Origin of the sequence: Streptomyces sp. NBC_01241, from assembly GCF_041435435.1 — a bacterium.
In the GTDB taxonomy this organism is placed as follows: Bacteria; Actinomycetota; Actinomycetes; order Streptomycetales; family Streptomycetaceae; genus Streptomyces.
Window position 1 is genome coordinate 84251 of record NZ_CP108495.1, and the last position, 18237, is coordinate 102487.

Genomic DNA, 18237 nt, shown 5'->3' on the forward strand with positions numbered 1-18237 from the left:
GCCGGACATCCGTGCAGGTCAGAGCCTGGCCCGGCCGTAGGACACCGGGCCCCGGTCCTGGGACGCGTCCCAGGACCGCCGGCCGGTGTCCCGGGGGTGGCCACCCCCCTGACCTGCGAGGACGCCCCGCGTCCCAGGTCGTGGCCACCCCCCAAACCCTCATAAAACGATCTTTCCCAAGGAGCTTCCCCGATCATGAACCACCCCGCCCGCACCGACCCGGAGACCGTCTACACGATCACCCAGGCCCCGCAGGGCCCCGCACCCGTCGCGCCGTACGTTCCGGCTCGCCCCGTCCCGGTGGAGGCCCCGCTTCCGGGGGTCGAGCTGGTCACGCTCCCCGGTGGCGTCCAGCAGTGGGCTTACGTCCACCACGAGACGGCGCCGGTCCCCGTCCGGGGCGGCTCCCAGCCGATCCCGGCCTGGGCCAAGACCGCAGCCCTACTGATGTGGTCCGCCGCCGGAAGCGCCGCGCTCGCCGCGTACGGCCTGTCGCTGGCCGGCCCCTGGCTGGAGGCCCTGGCCTACGCGCTCATGGCCTTCGCCGTGGCGGTCACCGTCGTCGCTTTCGTCGTCCGCGGCCTCTTCTCCGGCCTCCGCCGTCGCGGGGGCGGCGGAAGCACCACCGCCGAGGCCACCGCGACCGCGACCGGCCGCACGGTCCTCGGAGGCAAGGTCACCGCCACCGCAACCGCCATCGCCCAGAGCAAGTAAGGAGTCCATCCGCATGACCGCACCCTCACTGACCATCCGCGGGCCGCTCAGCCTCAACGGAGCCCCCATCCGCTGCCCCGGCCGGGAGAACGCCCCGGCCCCGCGCCGCCTGAATCTGCTGGTATCCGGTACGACCGTCATGGCGTCCTGCGGGGAAAAGCACCGGGGAAAGGACGGCGGCGGCGGAAAGGCGAAATGCTTCTTCGCCGTCGAGATGATGACCCCGGCCATGGTGAAGTCCATCGTCGAGAACTTCGAGCCCAACAGGCGCTTCCGGGTGAACCTGCCCGGCGGCAAGATCCTGGACGGCAGGCGCGGACCGGCGGTCAAGGCCGCGCCCGCAGGCAGCGGCACCGCCTCCTCCGCGTTCGCCGCGAAGAAGGCCGCAGCCCGGGGCGGCAAGCAGCCCGTGGCCCGCCGCGGCGGCGGGGGCCTGGCCGCCGCACTCAACACCGTCACGGCGGTGGCCGGCACCGCCACGGCGGCCGTCAACGCGGTCGGAGCCACCGCCAACGCGGTGGGTGCGACCGCCAACGCCGCAGGCAAGGGCTTCGACATGGGGCGCGAGGGCCTGAAGACCGGGCAGGCAGCCATCAAGGCCGCCGACAACGCCGGAGCCCGCAGCTTCGCCCGCGAGAACCGCAAGTCGGACAGCGGCGACGACGCCGAGTAGTTGCGTGGGGCCCGTCAGGGCCCCACGGACGGCCCCCCGAAATTCCCCCAACGGGGCGCCACCCCTTGCTAATCCGGACTAGAGCTAGTATTGTTCTAGTTGTTGGAAGGGGATGGCACCCCGACCGGCACCACCACTCGAAACCCGCCCCGGAGGCACCCGTGCGTATCCGACGCATCCTGAAGAACCGTCAGTGCAAGCAGTGCGACACCTTCAACAACCCGTTCCGCCTGACCTGCATGGTCTGCCTGACCCCGATGGGTGGTGTCTCCCGCCACCAGGCCCGTACCGCCGCCACCGTGCGCCGGGTGGCCAGCCTGGTCGAGGCCGTCGGCCGCTGGGCGCTCCTGATCCTCGCGCTCATCGCCTTCGTCTGGCGGGGCACCGCGCTGGACCTGTACGACCTGATGCCCGCTCTGGCCGCCTACGGGGCTGCGCAGTTCGTCGCGCTCCTCCTGGAGGACCTCGCCGAATGGGTCGCCCCCGGCCCCACCTGGAAGGAAGCCGCCGAGGACCTGCGCGAGGTCGAGAAGAAGCTGGCGAACAGCCCGAGCCGGGTCCTCGCCGTGGGCGAGCTCACCCGCCACGGAGGGGTCGCCCCGGTCACCGGCATCCTGCGCGCCCTCGCGGCCCACGCCATGTACGAGAAGGAGGCGTGCGCGGAGGCCGACGACGTCCAGGAAGCCGACGCCCAGGAGCGGCTGGAACAGGCCCTGAAGGCGGCCGCACGCGAGATGGACGCGGACATGGAACGCGCCTGGTACTGACGGCTGCCCGCGGTCCCGGCGCGCACCTGCCGCGCCGGGGCCAAGGGGAGCCGGGCAGTCCCGCCCGCTTCCACGCCCCTCACCAAGGAGCCCCGCCCCATGGCGAAGTACGTCGTCACCGCCACCTCCCGCACCGGCCGGCAGGTCAACACCGTCACCGGCGGACCGAGCGACCAGAAGGCCATCTACAGCGACAAGGAGCTGAGCGACTTCAAGGCGGCCGCCGCCGCCGACCCGCGCGACCTGGACGTCACCGTCCGCCCCCTGGACTGAACGCCCCATCCCGGGGCGGCGGATGGCACTGCCGCCCCGGCCCCGCTCGAATCCCCGACCGCACCACGAGAGGCACCCCGTGATCCGCATCGTCTCCTTCGGCTACGGCCATGCCGCGCCCCCCGTCGCGGAGGCCACCTACGACCTCCGGCGCCTGTTCAGGAACCCGTTCCACGACCCCGAGTTGAAGAACCTCACCGGTCTGGACGCGGCCGTGTACGAGCACGTCCTGGCGACGCCCGGCGTCGAATCCCTCGCCCAGGTCGTCACCTTCCTCGCGGTCGGCCTCCACGACACCGCCCGCGGCGGGGACATCACCATCGCCTACGGCTGCGTCGGAGGCCGGCACCGCTCGGTCGGACTTGCCCGCCGCACCCAGGAGCTCATCCAGCTCACCCACCGCGAGACGGCCGTCGAGCACCGCGACATCGGCAAGCCGCTGCTGCCCCCGTCCGCTCACTGACCAGGCACGCAACCCGCTTCACCCGAGGAAGGGCACAACATGCTCCAGGCCAAGGACGAGGTAGAGATCGTGGCGTGTGAGGACGACCCCCGCGCGGTCGGCAAGACCGGTTACGTCCGCGACGAGGCACAGCCCGGCAAGCTCACGCAGGGCCGATGGACGGTCAAGGTGGACGCCCTCATGATCGCCGACGTCCTGTGCCACACGGGCGAGCTGCGCCCGACCGGCAAGCGCAGGTAGCAGCACCACGGCCGCCCCCGCCGTGCCGTCCCCGCTCCCGTGAGTCGGGACGGCACGGCGGGCGGGGGCACCTCCCAGTCGTCAATCCGCGAGAGCTTCCTGCCTACTGGCACCGGCCCGGAAGGACTGCCATGTCCCGCTCGACCGCACGAATCTGGTCCACCGCCCGCACGCTGTCCGACCTCGGCGACCTGACCGCCCAGTGGCTGGAGGGCGACCTGGCGACGCTGGCCGGCGGCGCCTACCGGGGTGGCCCGGACGAGGAGACCGGCCCCCTGGTGCCCGTGCTCGCCGCCATGAACCGGGCCGGGCACGTCACCTTCCAGTCCCAGCCCGGATGCGACGGCCCCGCCTTCGACGGCCGCCGGTGGCGCCAGCGCGCCGCCGTCATGTGCCTCACCGACGCCGAGGGCCTTCAGCGGCTCACCCGCACCGCTCGCGACGCGGGTCTGCTGCTCGCCGTGCACCGCACCTGTAGCCGCGGGCCGGTGCGCGACATCCTCGCCACCACCTGGGGCGGCCACGAACACACCTCATTCGGCGGCCGGGTACCCAAGGGGTACATCCGGCTGGAGTACCGCGGATGCCACCGCGAGGCCGTACGGGCCGCCGTCGACGCCCACCAGGTCACCCTCGTCGATCCGGTGTGGGGCCGGGACACCGTGCTGTGGCCCGCGCTGACCGAGGCGCTCGCCCCGGCTCCCTGACCCCTCCCGAACCGCGAGGTGCACGCCACCTCTTGTGAATCAGGTTCAAAGCTGGTAATGTTCTTCTTGTTGGAAGGGGATGGCACCCCGACCGGCACCACCACTCGAAACCCGATACCGGAGGCATCCGTGTCCCAGTCCGAGACCGTCAAGAAGCTCCAGGCCCAGGCCGCCGCCGACTACAAGAAGCACAACACGCCGGAGACGGCGGCAGCCTTCCGCCTCGCACGCGGCCAGGCGCAGACCAACGGCAACGCGGCCGCCGCTACGCCGCGCGGTTCGCGCCCCTGAATCTGCCCTGGCCCTGCCCCGGGGCGGACCGCCGAGACCGGCGGACGCCCCGGGGCCGACCCCCGTACGGAGCTGTAGAAATGACGACCTGTCCGACCCACCAGACCAGCACCCCGCCGCCGCCCGCGATGCCGCACAGCACCACGTCCGACGGCTTCGTGTGTAAGGGCTGCGCCGCCGCCACAGGCAGCGAGGCCCTACGCCGGAACCACCACTGCCCGTGCTGCGGCGAGCGGTTCGTGAGCGGCTGCACCGGCCAGCCGCGCCGCCGCACCTGCCACCGCTGCGGCACCATCGACACCCACCTCGACCAGTGGCTCCCGCCGACGGACCCGATCCTGGAGCTGCTCGGCGACAACTACACCCCGAGCCCCTGGTTCCGGGTGTGGCAGGAGGCGGCCCGGCGCTTCGGCCCCGACATCGCCCACCACCTGGTCCAGGTGACCACCGAGATCGACCAGACACACCTGTACGGGGAGATCGCCTTTCGCGGGTCCGTACTCGCGATCCGGCACGGCGAGCACGGGTTCGAGGCCGCGAGCAACTGCCCGGTCACCGAGTGCCGCCGGGGCCGTATCTGGACTCCGGTCGAGATCCGCGAGGACCTGCTGAACGTCCGCCTCAACGGCCCCGGCCCCCGCGCCTCCAGGTGTGACCGCAGCGCCCGCCGCACCCGGCACAGCTGACTGCGCCCGTGCTGCCCGGCCCGGCCCTGACCGGTCCGGACAGCGCGGGCGGAGCCGGACCGCCCGGACCGCGAGACCGCAGATCGGAGACACCTTGTCCAGCCACACCCTGACCCCGCTCGGCGGAGCTCCCGCCGGCCGCACCGTCCGCGTCGGATGGGACGCCCCGCTCGCCAGCTACTTCGCCAGCGCCTGGGACGAGCCCGCCGACGAGGACGCCGAGATCGACCACCTGGTCTTCGCGGGCGCCGCACCGTACGACATCAGCGACCCCGCCACCGTGCTGGAGCTCGTGACCCCGTACGCCGTGATCCCCGAGGGCCTGCGCGAGCAGCTGCTGGCCGACCGCGACAGCGAGGGCGACCGCTTCCGGGGCCGCCCCGCCACCGAACTGGTCGGCACGGCCGCTCTCCCGTACGCCCGCAGCGCCCGGCAGGCCGACGCGATCCGCGCCGCTCTGCGCTGACTTCGCCCACCGGGGCGGCGGATGGCACCGCCGCCCCGGGCCCCCTCGAAACCCGAACCGACCGAAGGGAACCCCCTCCACCATGCAGCCCGCCATACGCACCGGCGCCCTGCTCGACCGTGTCCGCGCCGACCTCGGCCGCCCCGACGCCAGCCCCCAGCAGTTGCGGACCGCCCTCGCCGAGGTCGTGCCCGCCGCCGAGGAGCTACTGGCCCAGGTGGCCGACCTCCAGGGCCAGCTCGCCCAGGCCCGCACGTGCCCGGTCACCGGCCTGCCCACCCGGTCCGCATGGACCACGCAGGCCCAGGACGTCCTGGCGGCGGGCCCCGCGGCCGTCCTCCTCGCAGACCTCGACGCGTTCAAGCCGGTCAATGACCGCTTCGGCCACGCGGCGGGCGACGCCGTCCTCGCCGCCGTCGGTGCCCGACTGGCGCAGTGGGCCGCTGCCGAGGGGGCCGTGGCCGGACGGCTCGGCGGCGACGAGTTCGCCGTGGCCCTCCCCGACGGCCCCGGCCTGTCCGCCCGCATCACCCGGCTGCACACCCTGCTTACCGCCCCCATCGCCTACCGCGACCTGACCCTGACCGTCGGCGCCTCCATCGGCACCGCCCGAACCGCCGGCCTCGCCGACGCCACCGTGTCCGCCGCGCTCAAGCAGGCCGACGCCGCGATGTACCAGGTCAAGGGCCGGGGCCGCCGCGGCCGCCGCCTCGCGGGGATCGTGCCGCTGCGCACCCCCGCTCTCCTCGCCCGTGTCCTCCCCTTCCGAAAGGCAGCCTGATGACCCAGCCCCACCTCCTTCCCGAGGAAGCGCTCAACCTCCCCAACGCCCTGATCCTGCTGCTCGGGGCAAGCGGCTCAGGCAAGACCCGCACCAGCAAGATGTTCGAGCCGCACATGGTCCTGCGCGCCGACGACCTGCGGGCCATGTGCGCGGACGACCCCGGCAGCCAGCAGGTCAACGGCCCGGTGTGGCAGGCCCTGCACACGATGCTCGACGCCCGCCTGCGCCTGGGCCTGCGAACCGCCGTGGACGCCACGAACGCCAACGCGGGCGACCGGCAGACGCTCATCCGCGCCGGCCGCAGCCACGGGGCGCCCGTCGTCGCCCTGCTGATGGGCACCGCGCCCTCAGTCGCGCAGGCCCGCAACGCCGTACGGCCCGCGAACCGCAGCGTCCCGGCGGACACCGTCGCCACCCAGCACGCGCAGATCGTCGCGGCCCATCCGCGCCTGGCCAAGGAGGGGTTCGACCACATCCTCTTCGCCGAGCAGCTGCCCGTCCTGGGCACCGCCCTGGAACGGCTGACCCGCGAGGAGCGCACCGCCGAACCGATCGCGGACGTCCGCCGCACCTTCGGGGACGCGGCCGCGGAACTCTTCGACTGGGACACCCCCAGCCGCGACATGCAGTACCGCACCGGCACCTTCGGCGCCGGAGGCGAGTCCCTGCGCGTGCGCTGGATGGACGACGGCGACCCCTACGACCTCCGGTTCGAGGCACTCGTCTCCTGCCCCACCGACTGGTGCGCCGGCCCGGCCTGGACGCCGGTGCGGTCGGTTGCCGAACTCTCCGCCGCCCACCAGAACAACCCGCTCGACGACAGCCAGTGCGTCCGCTGCGACTCCTGACCGGATGTGCGCGCCCCCTCTACCCAATAACCGTGAAAGCTGGTATTGTTCTTCTTGTTGGAAGGGGATGGCACCCCGACCGGCGTCACGACTCGAAACCCGCTCCGCAGAAGGGGACCACCATGCTCGGCACGCTCCTCGCGACCGTCATCGCCGTACTCGGCACCCTGGCCGGCGCCATCGTCTCCGGCCGGTACCAGCGCCAATCCGCCGAGCACGCCGAGCGCGTCGCCCGCGGTGAAGCGCTGCGCCGCGACCGCCTGGCGGCCGTCACCGATCTGGCCGCCGCCATCTCCGACCACCGCACCGCGATGTGGGTACGGGGCGACGCCAAGCTCAAGGGCGACGCCCCCGACCGCTTGGCCGACCTGCGTTCGCGCTCCCACCAAACCCGGTCCGCCATCACCCGGCCGCTGGTCGCCCTGCGGGTCCTCATCACCGACCCGGCCGTCCGCCAGGCCGCCGACGCCATGGTCACCGCCACCCACGCCCTGCGCGGGGCAGACACCGACACCGATGTCCTCACCCGCGCCCGCCAGGAGGCACTGGCCAGCCACGACCACTTCGTGAACGTCGCTGCCGCCTACCTCGGCAACTGACCACCCCCTGATCCCGGGGGCCGCCGCCATCGAGGCGGCCCCACCCAGAGAGGAACTTCATGACCGAGACCATCCCCGCCGAACGACGCTGCTGGTCGGTGAGCTGGCCGCAGTACACTCCGGCGGACATCACGCCGCCCGAGCTGCTGCCTGCGGCTCTGGCTCACCACGTGCCTGACTGGGCCGAGGGCGCCGCGACCCCGGCCGACGTGCACGACTGGCCTCTGCGCCATGCCGACGCGCTCGTGCCGTTCCAGCTGGACGCGAGGGGCTGGCCCCTTCACCCGCAAGGCCGCACCGGCCGCACCGGCCGGAATTTGGGCAAGTGGGGCGAGAACGCGGCCGCCGACCCGATCGTGGTCGCGGGCCACGGTGACGACCGCCGGGTGCTGCTGATCACCCGTGACGACATCGGCGTCGAAGCGATCCCGGGTGGGATGTGCGACCCGGGCGAGACCGCCCCGGCCACGCTGGCCCGCGAGTTGCGTGAGGAGACCGGCGTCGACCTGAGCGACCGCCAGCCCGTCATCCTCGGCCGCGACCTGGTCGACGACTGGCGGAACTCGGACCACGCGTGGGTCGCCTCCACCAGTGCCCTGTTCGTACTGCCCGCCACGGTGCGCGCCGTCGCCGCCGACGACGCGGTGGACGCCGGATGGTGGCCCTTCGGCTCCCTCGCCGAGCTCGACGCCGCGATCAGCGCGGCCGGACGTGTCCTCTACGGCGCCCACCGGCCGCTTCTCCAGCGCGCCCTCGACCACCTCGACCGGCCGCAACAGGCCGCCCGGCCCCGCTGATCCGCCCGGCCTGCCGGGAGCTCCCGGCAGGCCCCACCACTGAGGAGCATCACCACATGGTCCGCGTCACCATCAGCACCTTCGGCTACGACCACGGCACCCCGGAGGAACCGAGCGACATCACGCTGGACATCCGCCGGCACGTCCTGGCAACCCACCAGATCCCGGACGCGGAGCAGCGCACCGGCCTGGACCCCGTCATCGCGAACACGGTCCTGTCGGCCGCGGGCGTCGCCCGGCTCGTCGACAACACCGCGCTGCTCGCCATCGGTCTCCTGGAGGACGTTGCCGACGCCCGCGCCCGCCTGGTGAAGATCGCCGTGGGCGACGCCGGGGGAGTCCACTGGTCGGTGGGCGTCGCGGAGGAGATCGCCCGGGTGCTGCGCCAGAACGACGTCGAGACCGAAGTCGTCCACCGCGAGATCCAGGTCCGCCGCACCGGGGCGTGACCCCTGCGGGCCGTCCTCGTCTGATCCGGCCCGGAATGTCTGAGCAGCACGACACAGTAGGGGTCCGGGGCCGCGGTAATCGGCCCCGGACCCCCGTCCGTACAACCTAGGAGAGAAAGCCGCCGATGAGCGACACCACCGCTCTGGATACCGCGAAGATCGACATCCGCCGATGGACCCGCGAGGAACGGAGCGCCCGCGCCCCGTACGGCCCCGGGGTCATCTACACCCCCAGCGTCCTCGCCGAAGCCGCCGAGTTGCTCGGCAAGCTCTACACGGCAGGCCAGGAGCACCACATCGACCGCGAGGACTGGGCCGCCGTCACGAGCCTGCCCTTGGGCGTCCTGGAGGCCCTGGCCGCCCGCTACTGCTCGCGCGTCGAGCTGACTGGCACCGAGCGGCACGCCGCGCGGGACACCCTGGTCAGCGAACTCGGCGCCAGGGGGCTGACGGTCCAGCCCGGACAGCGGGTCATCGTCGAGCCGCTGCCCGACGGGCCGCGCTTCGGCTACCGGGGCCAGGCCCCCGTCTCCCTCGCGCTCACCAGCGATGGCTGGGACATCCGAGTCGATGAGGCCGCCAGCCCCGACGCCCCCCGCCCAATCGTCGCCCCCGCCACCGAGGACGGCGCCCGCGAGGTCGCCGAACTCGTCCACAAGATCCTCTCCGGCGAGGCTCCCAACCCCTTCACCGCCCCGGCCGCGAAGGAGGCCAGCGCATGACCGACGCACCCGAAACGACTCGCGTCCTACTGCCCGATGACGAGGACTGGCTGTCCCTGTTCATGGGCATGGAGGAGCCGCTGCTCATGCAGCTCGCCCTGAACGCCCGCGCCGTCCAGGAGGGCGACGAGGAGGTGTGGGAGCTGCCGCCGGACCTGGACGGAATCGGCGCCCACGAGGCGTGGGGCCGCCTGTTCCACGCGCTGCCGGAGCCCCTGCGGCACACCGGCACGAACATCGGGCGATCCGAACCGAACCGGGACCGGCCCGCCGGGCGTTACGCCCTCTACGCCCCCGACGGCCGATGGGAGCACACCCCGCTCTACCCGGCCGACGTCGACCCGCGCGACGTCGCCGCCGTGGCCGCCGTCCTCGCCCACTTCCGTACGGCACTCGACGGCACGGACCGCACGCAGCTCGGGGACTTCCTCCAGCAGATGGCCGACGACTGGGCCGACCCCGGCCGCGAGGGCAACGACCGGCAGATGGTCGAGGACTTCCTCCGCGGCCTGTCCGTCTGGCAACTGCCGCACCAGCCCGATGTCGACGTGCTGCTCGAAGCCGTCGCCGAGGCCGGCCCCGGCGGCGAGACGCCCGAGCGGATCGTCCTCACCCCGCCGCAGGAGGACGCCTACCAGAGCTTCATGAGGCGGGTCTCGGCGGCCGTCGCCGGAAACAGTCCGCACGACTACGCCCTGCACCGCTACGCCAACAGCTGAGAAGGACCACATGCGACACGACGTCACCCCCAGCCCGGCATCGCTCTCCGAGGAAGAGATGACCGCGGCCCTCGAAGCCGCCGCCAAGCTCAGCCGAAGCGAGCTGCGGCGGGCCGCCACCCACCTGCTCACCTTCACCGGCCTGCCCGGCCGGGCCGACTTCGCCCGCCACACCGCCCTCGTGTGGGAGGAGGACCCCGAGGCCGGCCGCGTCCTGATCGCGGAAGTCGACTGGACTGCCCTGCGCGAAGACGAGTCGATGATCCTGAGCGGGTCCACCGACAAGCTGCTGCACCTGGCCCTCAGTTACGCCAAGGGCCGTCCCGTCCACCTGGACGCGTACCTCAACACCTTCGGCACCGCGACGGCGAAACGCGTCCTGGAGGCCCACATGATTGGCATGGGGCTGGAGGGCTTCTACAACCTGGAGGACGGCCCCAAGCTCGTAGAGCTGAAGGCGCTCCACGCCGACCTCGGCATTCCTGCGGGGCAGGAGTGACCGGCCTGTCCGCGCTCGCCGCGCACCTGAGCTACACCGCCCCCGAGCACCGCGACGGCTGCACGGTGACCGGGTGGGAGGTCGACTACCGGATGGACACCACCGTCCGCGAGAGCTCCTACAGCGGCCACTCCTGCCCGATCGGCACCGAGGACAAGACCGCGTGCGGACACGGCGACGAGTACCAGGCGCTCACGGTCCGGATCTACTGCCCGAAGTGCGGCGCCGCGACCAAGCTGGATGCCGAACTCCCCGGACGGCCCATGGTCTACGACACCACCCGGCTCGGCATGGGGGTCAAACCCCGCCGCGTCGGCCAGGTCTGGATCTACCAGGGCCCCCCGCCCCGGCTCGGCATCTTGTGCGACCCGCCCGGCGATCCCCAGTGGTACCTCGTCGCACGCCGCAACGCGTTGCGCCTGGCCCCCGAGGACATCGTCGGCGCCGTCGAACCCGCCATCGGCCCCCGAGGTGGAGCGACCTACACGGTCAGCTACGACCTCACCGAGCTGTCCCCGCCGGCCCCGGGGGAGCAGGGGACCCCGATCTTCAGAAAGCACGGCAGACTCGACGGCCAGTTCTTCCCGACCCTGGCCGCGGCCGCCCGCTGGCTCGACGAGCACGCTCCCGTACCTGCACCGGCCGGGAGCGGACGGACGGCATGAGCCTCACGACCAGCGTCGGCTGACCGTTTCGGATGCGGCCCGCACCTTCCCCCGGGGAGGTGCGGGCCGTTTCCACGTCCGGCCCTCGGGGGGCGCCGGCACCGGAGCTCCGCCTACTGCCGGCGCCATGAAAACACCTGGTCAGATACCCTTTCCATGCTTCCGAATCAGGCTCAATAGTGGTAATGTTCTTCTTGTTGGAAGGGGATGGCACCCCGACCGGCACCACCACTCGAAACCCACGCTGGAGGACCCCTTGACCCATGCTCGCCGTGCCCGTACCGCCATCGCCGCCATGCTCGACCACCCGGAAGCAACCCGCGGGCCCGTCCCGTCCGTGAAGGCCGCCCGCGCGGCCCTGCGTCCCCTGGGCGCCCTCTCCCGCGAGGCCCGTGCCCGCGAAGGCGCAACCACCGCTCGGGAGCTGGTGGCCATCGCCGTCCGCGACGCGCTCGCCGACGCGTTCCACCTCGGGCGCACCTACGCGCTCAGCCCCCAGGACCTGGAGCAGCTCCACATCGTCCGCCTCTCGGGGCGCCCCTTCCCCGCCACGACCACGGACCGCGCCGCGGCGCTCGCCTGCTACGTCGGCAACCTCCGACGCCTCGCCGACGCGTACGGGCTGAGCGAGGACCACCTGTTCGACGGCGCGGAGGAGGTCTACAAGCACGAGATCGCGTGACCGCCCGGCCGGGGCGGCGGATGGCACCGCCGCCCCGGCCTCCCACTCGAAACCCGACGCCGGAGGAGAAGCCCGTGAACACCATGACCGCCGACGCCTCGCAGCTGTGGGCCGAGCACCAGGTCACCACGCTCGCCGAAGGCGCGCGGGAGTGGACCGTCCCCCCGTACGGATCGCTCGCGTGGAGCCAGCTCCCGCCCAACGATCCGCGCCGGTACGCCGCCGTCATCGAGGCCGCCGAGCAGTGGCGGCGCCAGGTTGCCGAGGAGGAGCGCCTGGACCAGCTGGCCGACGACGACCCTGCCGCCTGGTACGCGGAGGTGACCGCCGGGGCGAACGACGAAGCCCGACGCCTGGCCGGCCGCCTCGCCCGGATGCGCACCCTCGCCGAACTGGACGCCGCCCGCGCCCACCGCCCGCCGCGTGAGCTGCGGGCCACCCCCGGCTGGCCCCCCGTCGCCATTCCCGGCAAGCCCGGCCGGTACCTGCACCCCGCCCCGTGCGCGATGGCTGCGTGAACGAGTGCGCGGCCGCCGGGTAGCCGCGTCGTACGGCAGCCCCGGAGCGTCTACGGTCCGGCGGCCGCCGGGTGCGGCCCGTGGTGGCCGACGTCGAAAAGCGGCTGGCAAGGAAGAGGGGCGACCCGGCCCGGAGGGGACGTGCAGGCCGCCCTCGGTTCCTGGAAAAACCCTGGTCAGGGCACCCTTTTTCTAGGCGATCCGGCCTAATGCTGGTAATATTGAGCTTGTTGGAAGGGGGTGGCACCCCGGACAACGAGAACCACTCGAAACCCACACCGGAGGACGCAGGACATGACCGACATCAAGACGCGATACCGCTACGGCAAGCCGGACGGCAAGGGGCGCACCCCCGTCTACGTCGACGGTGCAGCCGACCCGGCCGGACACGTACGGAAGGTGGGCCGGGGTTCTTCCCCCTGGTGGGCGGAGGGCACCGGGGACGGCACGGCCGGAACCAGTCACACCCGCAAGTACGAGGCCGCTGAACGGCTGGTGCGCATGATCGACGCCCGCGCCTCGACGGCCGCCGAGATCGAGCGCCGCCGCGCCCGCTGCACGCAGGCCCCGGCCGGATGGCGGTTCGCCAGCTGGACCGAGATCGAGCGCGAGGGATACCGCCAGGTCCGCCCCGTGCACCGCGCCCCGTACCTCTACGGGGGCGAGGGGGAGCGATACCCCGACACCTTCGCCGCCCAGCCCGTCACCCTGACCCGGGTCACGACCCTGCACAACGGCTGTGTCGTGGTGTCCGGCACCGAGCCCGGCGACCGGCCCCCGTACGTCCTGCTGATGAACCCCGCACACGTAGCGCTCGGCGCCCTGGTGCGCGAGCAGGAGCCGCGCTACGTCGCCCCGGGTGAGTGCATGGGGTGCGAGCAGGACGGACCGCTGTACCAGGCCGGAACCCGGCTCGGTTGCGCCACCTGCACAGCGGCAGACCTCGGTGTCTCCCCGACAGACCTGCCCGCCGCCGTCGACGACGACGGCGCCGTGTGGTGGTCGGTGGGCGACACCGTGCGGCGCAAGGGCGAGCTCCCCGACGAGGACGCCGAGCCCGAGACCGGCCGCGTGACCGAGATCGAGACCTTCATCGCGGAACGGTCCCGCCGGATCGCCGTCGACTTCGGTGACCGCTGGCCCGTCCGCTGGCAGCCGGCCGGACTCGCCCCCGTCTCGTAGCACAACCGCTCCGGCCGGGGCGGCGCATGGCCGCGCCGCCCCGGCCCCTCGAAACCCGACACCGACCCGAAAGAGGACCATGAACACGCGCGTGCCAACCCCCTCCGTCGCGAGCATCACCGCCCTGCTGGCCGCCGCCGGACACCACCCCGTCGCCAGCGGCCGCGACGGATTCACCCTCCGGCCGACCGCCGACAACGCGGCCCTGGTCCTCACCTACTGGTGCGAACCCCGCGACGCCCACGAACACCTGACGGGCGGGCACATCCACCGCAGGCGCAGGATGCTCCTGGAGTGCGCGAGCCTGATCGGCGACGCCGGACACCAGGCTGCGCGAACCCCCACCGTCCAGAACCCGGGCCGGGCGGCCGTGGAGTCCGTTGTCATCTTCCCGGCCCCGGAACCCGAGCCCGAGCCCGCTGACCCCGCGCGCTGCTCCTGCACCCCGGCCGAGGTCTGCACGCGCGCCGAGCTCCGCGCCGTCGCGGCCGCCGGCCTGGACAGGGCCACGGCAGCCGCCCGCAACGCGCTCCTTGACGCGCTGCACGAGAGCTCCATCGAGCCGGTCAACCACGCTGCGGGCGGCCCGGAAGGCGTCGCTGCCCTGCTCGACCACTCCCGCGGCATCCTCGCGACGTTGCCGCCCGCACCCGACGAGTCCGCCGTACGGGCCGACCTCGAATGCCGGGGATGCGACTCCGCCGCGTGCCTCGCTTCCAACCAGCTTGCCCGCGCCGCCCTGGACCGGGCCGTCGCCCTGGCCGCCGTCAGCACCGTCGCGCTGGTCGCCGCGCGGACCATCCTGGACCGGGCCCACCTCGCGCTCACCCCCGGCGACCGGTGGAACAGCGCACGGATGACCGCCGCCGACCATCTGTCCCGGGTCCACTTCACCGCCGCGGCCGCCCTTGCGGTCCCCGCCGACGAGGTACACGGCCACTACCGGGGAGCGCGCCGCCGCCGCGGGGGCCTTGCCGTCAACCTCCGGAAAGGGCGCACCCGGTACTGGTTCGTCCGCTGGGGCAGAGCCGTCTGGCATTGAGTCACACGGAGGGGCGGAAGCGACCAGCTTCCGCCCCTCCGTGCTGCCCGGACAGGGCAGGGCGCCGACAGCCCGACGAGACGCGGCGAACCGCGCACGCAGCGGCGAGTCCTCCGCGCGAGCGACGACCACGCACCGTCAGGCCGGCGCCAGGCGCGCAGCGGGAGGCTGGGGCACCCGACCTCCGGCCGGGTTGCGAGGGGCGCTCTCGCGCCGCCCCCTCGCGCACCCCAGGCGCCGGGGGCGGGCGCCCGGTGGTGCGGCCGCGGGTTGCCGGGTGGGCATCGCACCTTCGGTGCGATCCGGCCGTGCGCCGCAGTCGTCGGGCGTGGCCGCCCTCCTTATTGCGGCCCTCCGGTCGCTGCGCTCCCTGCGGGCTGCGGTCGCAAGCTCCCTTGCGCGAAGCCCCGGGGGGCTCCTCCGGACGCCCGCCCCCCGGGGACCGGGGGACGGGCTGAAGTCCGTTGTGGCCGGGGCGATTCCTCCGCGTCGTCGTCGTCCGCCGGCACCGTCGTGGTGACCGCGAGGGGCTGAGGTCGAGGAGGGCCAGGAGGAGCTGGAGCCGGTGGAGAAGGTGCGGGCCGGCCCGGGGCCGGGGGAGGGAAAAGCGGCTGGCAAGGAGGGGGGCGGCGGGGCCCGGACGCCCTCTAAAAGATCATGGAACTTCCGGGAAAAACCCTGGTCAGACCCCCTTTTCGGCTAGGTGATCCGGCCCAACACTGGTAATATTGAGCTTGTTGGAAGGGGATGGCACCCCGGACAACGGGAACCACTCGAAACCCGCCCCACGGAGGCAGACGACATGACCGCGACGCTCACCACCGCCCAGATCGGAACGCAGCTCCGCGAGAAGGCCGCGCAGACGCCCGGCTACTGGACCGGGGGATGCGCCAACTGGGACTGTGCCAACAAGGTGTGCGAATACGTCGTAGCCGACGAGTATTACGCCTCGTACGAGGACGCGCGCGCCGCTGGCGTGGAATGGGGAATGCGCATCTGCCCGTCGTGCAAGCGCAACGTCTGGACTGACGCCCTCGTGCTCTTGAGGCGTGAGCGCGTTTCGCTGGTTCGCCGCCCGCGCTGCGAATTCAGCACCACGACGGGATGCCACCTTTCCGGGAAGTATTTCGTGCAGGTCTCCGGCGAGCGCAAGTGGTACTGCGCCCACGACGTCGCCCTCTACGTCCGTGCCGAATTCGACGTCTACCGAATCGACAGGCAGGGGCGAATCATCCACGCGACCAAGAAGCTGAGCGAGATTTTCAACGGCTGACAGGTCCTGCCCGCCGGGGCGGCGGATGGCACCACCGCCCCGGCCCCACTCGAAACCCGATCAAGGAGAAATGCCATGGCATCAGACATCTACCCGCAGGACGTATTCCACCCGGACCGCTCCCGCGCCGAGGGGTACGCGTGGGGATTCCTGGACAGCGAATGGCTTTCCATCCTCGGCTCGCACTGGGAGCGCATCCCGCTCCCGGAGTCCCCGGAGGACGCCGCCAGGCCCGGCGTGACGATGCTGCGCGACGGCGAGCCCAAGCCCTACACGCTGGCCAAGGTCCGCCGAGACGGGCAGGACATTTTCCGGGTGCTGGAAGTCGTCCGGACCCACACCCCCGAGCGCCGTTAGGCCCGTACCGGGCCGGGCCAGCATGGCCCGGCCCGGTATCCCGGTAGCACCCAGGAATTACCTGGTCAGGAGCCCTTTACGGCTTCCGAATCCGGCTCAATGCTGGTAATATTGAGCTTGTTGGAAGGGGGTGGCACCCCGACCAACATCACCACTCGAAACCCGAACGGAACGGCGGACCCCATGGCGAAGATGACCACCGAGCAGGCGACCCAGCACCGCAAGGCGCAGGACCTGATCGAGCTGGACCGCGAACTCACCCCCGAAGAGCGGGAATTCGTGCTCGACAACCTGATGGAGGAGGGGACCGCCCGGCTCGACGGCGCGTTCTTCACCCCCGGCGGTCTCGCCGTAGACATGGTGATCGAGGCATTGGGCAAAGACCGGGTGATCGACCTGTGCGCCGGAATCGGCCGTCTGGCCTGGACCGCGATGCACTACCTCCGTTCCCACGGCGCAGCGCGCGAGATCGTGTGCATCGAGAAGAACCCGGAGTACGTCCGCGTAGGCCGCAAGGTCCTGCCCGAGGCGACGTGGATCTGTGCCGACGTCTTTGCCGTGCCGACCATGGACCTGGGGGGCCCGTTCGACGTGGCCCTTGCGAACCCGCCGTACGGAGCGGTGGCACGGGGCGGACGCACGGCCCCCCGCTACACCGGCAGCCGATTCGAGTACCACGTCATCGACATCGCCGCCGAGGTGGCCCGGCACGGCGTGTTCCTCATCCCCCAGGAATCGGCCCCCTTCCGCGCCAGCGGACACGACAACTTCGAAGAGGCCCGGGGAGTCCAGTACGAGCGGTTCGAGCGCCAGACGGGAATCACCCTGGAGGCGGGGTGTAGCTGCAACACCGACGGGTACCGCGACGAGTGGCGCGACGCGGCCCCGCGCACCGAAATCGTCGTTGCCGACCTCACCGAGCGAAAGCCCGCCGCCACGACGGCCGCCAAAGCCGCACCCGCGAAGGACTGGCGCGACATGTCCGCCGTGGAGTTCACCACCCGGCCGAAGGCCACACAGTCCGCCATGTTCGACACGGGCGACCACCCGACCACCGGCACCATCGGCCTGTTCGACATCTGACAGAGCCGCCCGTACGGCGGAGCCCCCGCCGTACGGGCCGCCGGAGCGCGGCCGTGTGCGCGGTGGGCGGCGGCCGGCCGGGGGTGGCCGGGCCGGGCGCGGAGCGCCGTCGGGGCGCAGCGCCGTGGGCGCCGGCCCCGGCGTCGGGGTACGGGCGGTGCGCAGCGCCGCCCGGGGTGCACCCGTCCTTCGGCCGGGTACTGGGGGCTCCTCGCCCCCAGACCCCTCGCCAGCGCCGAGGGCGCGCTGGACCGCCCAGGTGGACAAGCAACAGGCCCCGGGCATCGCGGGGTTGTCCCGCGGCCGTACGGCGCCGTTGTCGGGTGCGGGCCGGTTCCCGCGGCGTGGCCGTCGGTGGGGGTTTTCATCGCACCTTCGGTGCGATCCGGCCGTGCGCCGCAGTCGTCGGGCCTGGGGGCCCTCCTTATTGCGGCCCGCGCTGCGCGCGGGCTGCGTCGCTTCGCTCCTTGCGCGAAGCCCCGGGGGGCTCCTCCGGACGCCCGCCCCCCGGGGACCGGGGGACGAGCTGAACTGAGTGGTGGGCCGGGGCGATTCCTCGCGCCGTCGTCGTCCGCCGGCACCGTCGTGGTGACCGCGAGGGGCTGAGGTCGACGAGGGGCGAGAGGGAGCTGCGCGACGTCGAGGGGTGCGGGCCGCCCGGGGCCGGGGGAGGGAAAAGCGGCTGGCAAGGAGGGGGGTCGGCGGGGCCCGGACGCCCTCTAAAAGATCATGGAACTT

The 18237-nt window shown here is 72.6% G+C and carries 26 protein-coding genes; all 26 read left to right on the forward strand.

What is annotated here, in order from left to right; genetic code table 11:
- Positions 1–195: 195 nt before the first annotated feature.
- The 26 genes from OG306_RS40625 (at position 196) to OG306_RS40750 (ending at position 17499) form a co-directional block, all read left to right on the forward strand.
- Positions 196–714: a hypothetical protein gene (locus tag OG306_RS40625; RefSeq protein WP_331720888.1), complete on the forward strand. Its 519-nt coding sequence runs from the start codon at positions 196–198 to the stop codon at positions 712–714.
- Positions 715–727: 13 nt separating this feature from the next.
- The gene (locus OG306_RS40630) at positions 728–1387 is read left to right on the forward strand and encodes a hypothetical protein (RefSeq protein WP_331720889.1); all 660 of its coding nucleotides are present in this window, start codon (positions 728–730) and stop codon (positions 1385–1387) included.
- 161 nt (positions 1388–1548) lie between these two features.
- A complete protein-coding gene (locus tag OG306_RS40635; protein ID WP_331720890.1) occupies positions 1549–2154 on the forward strand; it encodes a hypothetical protein in 606 nt (201 codons plus the stop codon).
- Positions 2155–2253: 99 nt separating this feature from the next.
- Positions 2254–2427 carry a hypothetical protein gene (locus OG306_RS40640; RefSeq protein WP_331720891.1) on the forward strand — a complete coding sequence of 58 codons (174 nt, stop codon included), beginning with the start codon at positions 2254–2256 and terminating at the stop codon, positions 2425–2427.
- 79 nt (positions 2428–2506) lie between these two features.
- Entirely contained in the window at positions 2507–2890 is a 384-nt protein-coding gene (locus OG306_RS40645; protein WP_371666336.1) for a RapZ C-terminal domain-containing protein, read from the forward strand.
- A 39-nt stretch (positions 2891–2929) separates the two neighbouring features.
- Entirely contained in the window at positions 2930–3130 is a 201-nt protein-coding gene (locus OG306_RS40650; protein WP_331720893.1) for a hypothetical protein, read from the forward strand.
- A gap of 131 nt (positions 3131–3261) precedes the next feature.
- Positions 3262–3837, forward strand: a complete 576-nt coding sequence (locus tag OG306_RS40655; protein WP_331720894.1) for a DUF6919 domain-containing protein — start codon at positions 3262–3264, stop codon at positions 3835–3837.
- Positions 3838–3966: 129 nt separating this feature from the next.
- Positions 3967–4128, forward strand: coding sequence for a hypothetical protein (locus tag OG306_RS40660; protein ID WP_371666337.1), 162 nt, complete (start codon positions 3967–3969; stop codon positions 4126–4128).
- An 80-nt stretch (positions 4129–4208) separates the two neighbouring features.
- On the forward strand, positions 4209–4814 hold the full coding sequence (locus tag OG306_RS40665; protein WP_331720896.1) for a hypothetical protein: 606 nt from the start codon (positions 4209–4211) through the stop codon (positions 4812–4814).
- Positions 4815–4908: 94 nt separating this feature from the next.
- Positions 4909–5280, forward strand: a complete 372-nt coding sequence (locus OG306_RS40670; RefSeq protein WP_331720897.1) for a hypothetical protein — start codon at positions 4909–4911, stop codon at positions 5278–5280.
- An 82-nt stretch (positions 5281–5362) separates the two neighbouring features.
- Entirely contained in the window at positions 5363–6061 is a 699-nt protein-coding gene (locus tag OG306_RS40675) for a GGDEF domain-containing protein (RefSeq protein WP_331720898.1), read from the forward strand.
- Entirely contained in the window at positions 6061–6912 is an 852-nt protein-coding gene (locus OG306_RS40680) for an AAA family ATPase (RefSeq protein ID WP_331720899.1), read from the forward strand. The genes OG306_RS40675 and OG306_RS40680 overlap by 1 nt, the downstream gene beginning before the upstream one ends.
- 122 nt (positions 6913–7034) lie before the next feature.
- Positions 7035–7511, forward strand: coding sequence for a hypothetical protein (locus tag OG306_RS40685; protein WP_331720900.1), 477 nt, complete (start codon positions 7035–7037; stop codon positions 7509–7511).
- 59 nt (positions 7512–7570) lie between these two features.
- Positions 7571–8308 (forward strand): NUDIX domain-containing protein, encoded by a 738-nt coding sequence (locus OG306_RS40690; RefSeq protein ID WP_331720901.1) that lies wholly within the window; start codon positions 7571–7573, stop codon positions 8306–8308.
- 56 nt (positions 8309–8364) lie between these two features.
- Positions 8365–8757 carry a RapZ C-terminal domain-containing protein gene (locus tag OG306_RS40695; RefSeq protein ID WP_331720902.1) on the forward strand — a complete coding sequence of 131 codons (393 nt, stop codon included), beginning with the start codon at positions 8365–8367 and terminating at the stop codon, positions 8755–8757.
- A 125-nt stretch (positions 8758–8882) separates the two neighbouring features.
- Complete coding sequence (locus tag OG306_RS40700; protein WP_331720903.1) at positions 8883–9479, forward strand: hypothetical protein; 597 nt, start codon at positions 8883–8885, stop codon at positions 9477–9479.
- Positions 9476–10198 carry a hypothetical protein gene (locus OG306_RS40705; protein ID WP_331720904.1) on the forward strand — a complete coding sequence of 241 codons (723 nt, stop codon included), beginning with the start codon at positions 9476–9478 and terminating at the stop codon, positions 10196–10198. Before OG306_RS40700 ends, OG306_RS40705 begins: the two co-directional genes overlap by 4 nt.
- Positions 10199–10208: 10 nt before the next feature.
- A complete protein-coding gene (locus OG306_RS40710; protein ID WP_331720905.1) occupies positions 10209–10697 on the forward strand; it encodes a hypothetical protein in 489 nt (162 codons plus the stop codon).
- Positions 10694–11362 (forward strand): hypothetical protein, encoded by a 669-nt coding sequence (locus OG306_RS40715; RefSeq protein WP_331720906.1) that lies wholly within the window; start codon positions 10694–10696, stop codon positions 11360–11362. Before OG306_RS40710 ends, OG306_RS40715 begins: the two co-directional genes overlap by 4 nt.
- A 256-nt stretch (positions 11363–11618) precedes the next feature.
- Positions 11619–12044: a hypothetical protein gene (locus OG306_RS40720; protein ID WP_371666338.1), complete on the forward strand. Its 426-nt coding sequence runs from the start codon at positions 11619–11621 to the stop codon at positions 12042–12044.
- 83 nt (positions 12045–12127) lie between these two features.
- Positions 12128–12562 (forward strand): DUF2742 domain-containing protein, encoded by a 435-nt coding sequence (locus tag OG306_RS40725; protein WP_331720908.1) that lies wholly within the window; start codon positions 12128–12130, stop codon positions 12560–12562.
- A gap of 294 nt (positions 12563–12856) precedes the next feature.
- Positions 12857–13744: a hypothetical protein gene (locus OG306_RS40730; protein ID WP_331720909.1), complete on the forward strand. Its 888-nt coding sequence runs from the start codon at positions 12857–12859 to the stop codon at positions 13742–13744.
- A 91-nt stretch (positions 13745–13835) separates the two neighbouring features.
- A complete protein-coding gene (locus OG306_RS40735; protein ID WP_371666339.1) occupies positions 13836–14786 on the forward strand; it encodes a hypothetical protein in 951 nt (316 codons plus the stop codon).
- Positions 14787–15588: 802 nt separating this feature from the next.
- On the forward strand, positions 15589–16059 hold the full coding sequence (locus tag OG306_RS40740) for a hypothetical protein (protein ID WP_331720911.1): 471 nt from the start codon (positions 15589–15591) through the stop codon (positions 16057–16059).
- 75 nt (positions 16060–16134) lie between these two features.
- Complete coding sequence (locus OG306_RS40745; protein ID WP_331720912.1) at positions 16135–16416, forward strand: hypothetical protein; 282 nt, start codon at positions 16135–16137, stop codon at positions 16414–16416.
- Between the two features lie 183 nt (positions 16417–16599).
- Positions 16600–17499: a methyltransferase gene (locus OG306_RS40750; RefSeq protein WP_371666340.1), complete on the forward strand. Its 900-nt coding sequence runs from the start codon at positions 16600–16602 to the stop codon at positions 17497–17499.
- Positions 17500–18237: the final 738 nt, after the last annotated feature.

Bases quoted from the DNA above. Each gene is read 5' to 3' on its own strand.
- OG306_RS40730 (WP_331720909.1), top strand. From the start codon at position 12,857: ATGACCGACATCAAGACGCGATACCGCTACGGCAAGCCGGACGGCAAG.
- OG306_RS40725 (WP_331720908.1), top strand. From the start codon at position 12,128: ATGACCGCCGACGCCTCGCAGCTGTGGGCCGAGCACCAGGTCACCACG.
- OG306_RS40710 (WP_331720905.1), top strand. From the start codon at position 10,209: ATGCGACACGACGTCACCCCCAGCCCGGCATCGCTCTCCGAGGAAGAG.
- OG306_RS40640 (WP_331720891.1), top strand. From the start codon at position 2,254: ATGGCGAAGTACGTCGTCACCGCCACCTCCCGCACCGGCCGGCAGGTC.
- OG306_RS40655 (WP_331720894.1), top strand. From the start codon at position 3,262: ATGTCCCGCTCGACCGCACGAATCTGGTCCACCGCCCGCACGCTGTCC.
- OG306_RS40680 (WP_331720899.1), top strand. From the start codon at position 6,061: ATGACCCAGCCCCACCTCCTTCCCGAGGAAGCGCTCAACCTCCCCAAC.
- OG306_RS40665 (WP_331720896.1), top strand. From the start codon at position 4,209: ATGACGACCTGTCCGACCCACCAGACCAGCACCCCGCCGCCGCCCGCG.
- OG306_RS40685 (WP_331720900.1), top strand. From the start codon at position 7,035: ATGCTCGGCACGCTCCTCGCGACCGTCATCGCCGTACTCGGCACCCTG.
- OG306_RS40700 (WP_331720903.1), top strand. From the start codon at position 8,883: ATGAGCGACACCACCGCTCTGGATACCGCGAAGATCGACATCCGCCGA.
- OG306_RS40705 (WP_331720904.1), top strand. From the start codon at position 9,476: ATGACCGACGCACCCGAAACGACTCGCGTCCTACTGCCCGATGACGAG.
- OG306_RS40750 (WP_371666340.1), top strand. From the start codon at position 16,600: ATGGCGAAGATGACCACCGAGCAGGCGACCCAGCACCGCAAGGCGCAG.
- OG306_RS40690 (WP_331720901.1), top strand. From the start codon at position 7,571: ATGACCGAGACCATCCCCGCCGAACGACGCTGCTGGTCGGTGAGCTGG.
- OG306_RS40650 (WP_331720893.1), top strand. From the start codon at position 2,930: ATGCTCCAGGCCAAGGACGAGGTAGAGATCGTGGCGTGTGAGGACGAC.
- OG306_RS40675 (WP_331720898.1), top strand. From the start codon at position 5,363: ATGCAGCCCGCCATACGCACCGGCGCCCTGCTCGACCGTGTCCGCGCC.
- OG306_RS40695 (WP_331720902.1), top strand. From the start codon at position 8,365: ATGGTCCGCGTCACCATCAGCACCTTCGGCTACGACCACGGCACCCCG.
- OG306_RS40625 (WP_331720888.1), top strand. From the start codon at position 196: ATGAACCACCCCGCCCGCACCGACCCGGAGACCGTCTACACGATCACC.
- OG306_RS40740 (WP_331720911.1), top strand. From the start codon at position 15,589: ATGACCGCGACGCTCACCACCGCCCAGATCGGAACGCAGCTCCGCGAG.
- OG306_RS40630 (WP_331720889.1), top strand. From the start codon at position 728: ATGACCGCACCCTCACTGACCATCCGCGGGCCGCTCAGCCTCAACGGA.
- OG306_RS40745 (WP_331720912.1), top strand. From the start codon at position 16,135: ATGGCATCAGACATCTACCCGCAGGACGTATTCCACCCGGACCGCTCC.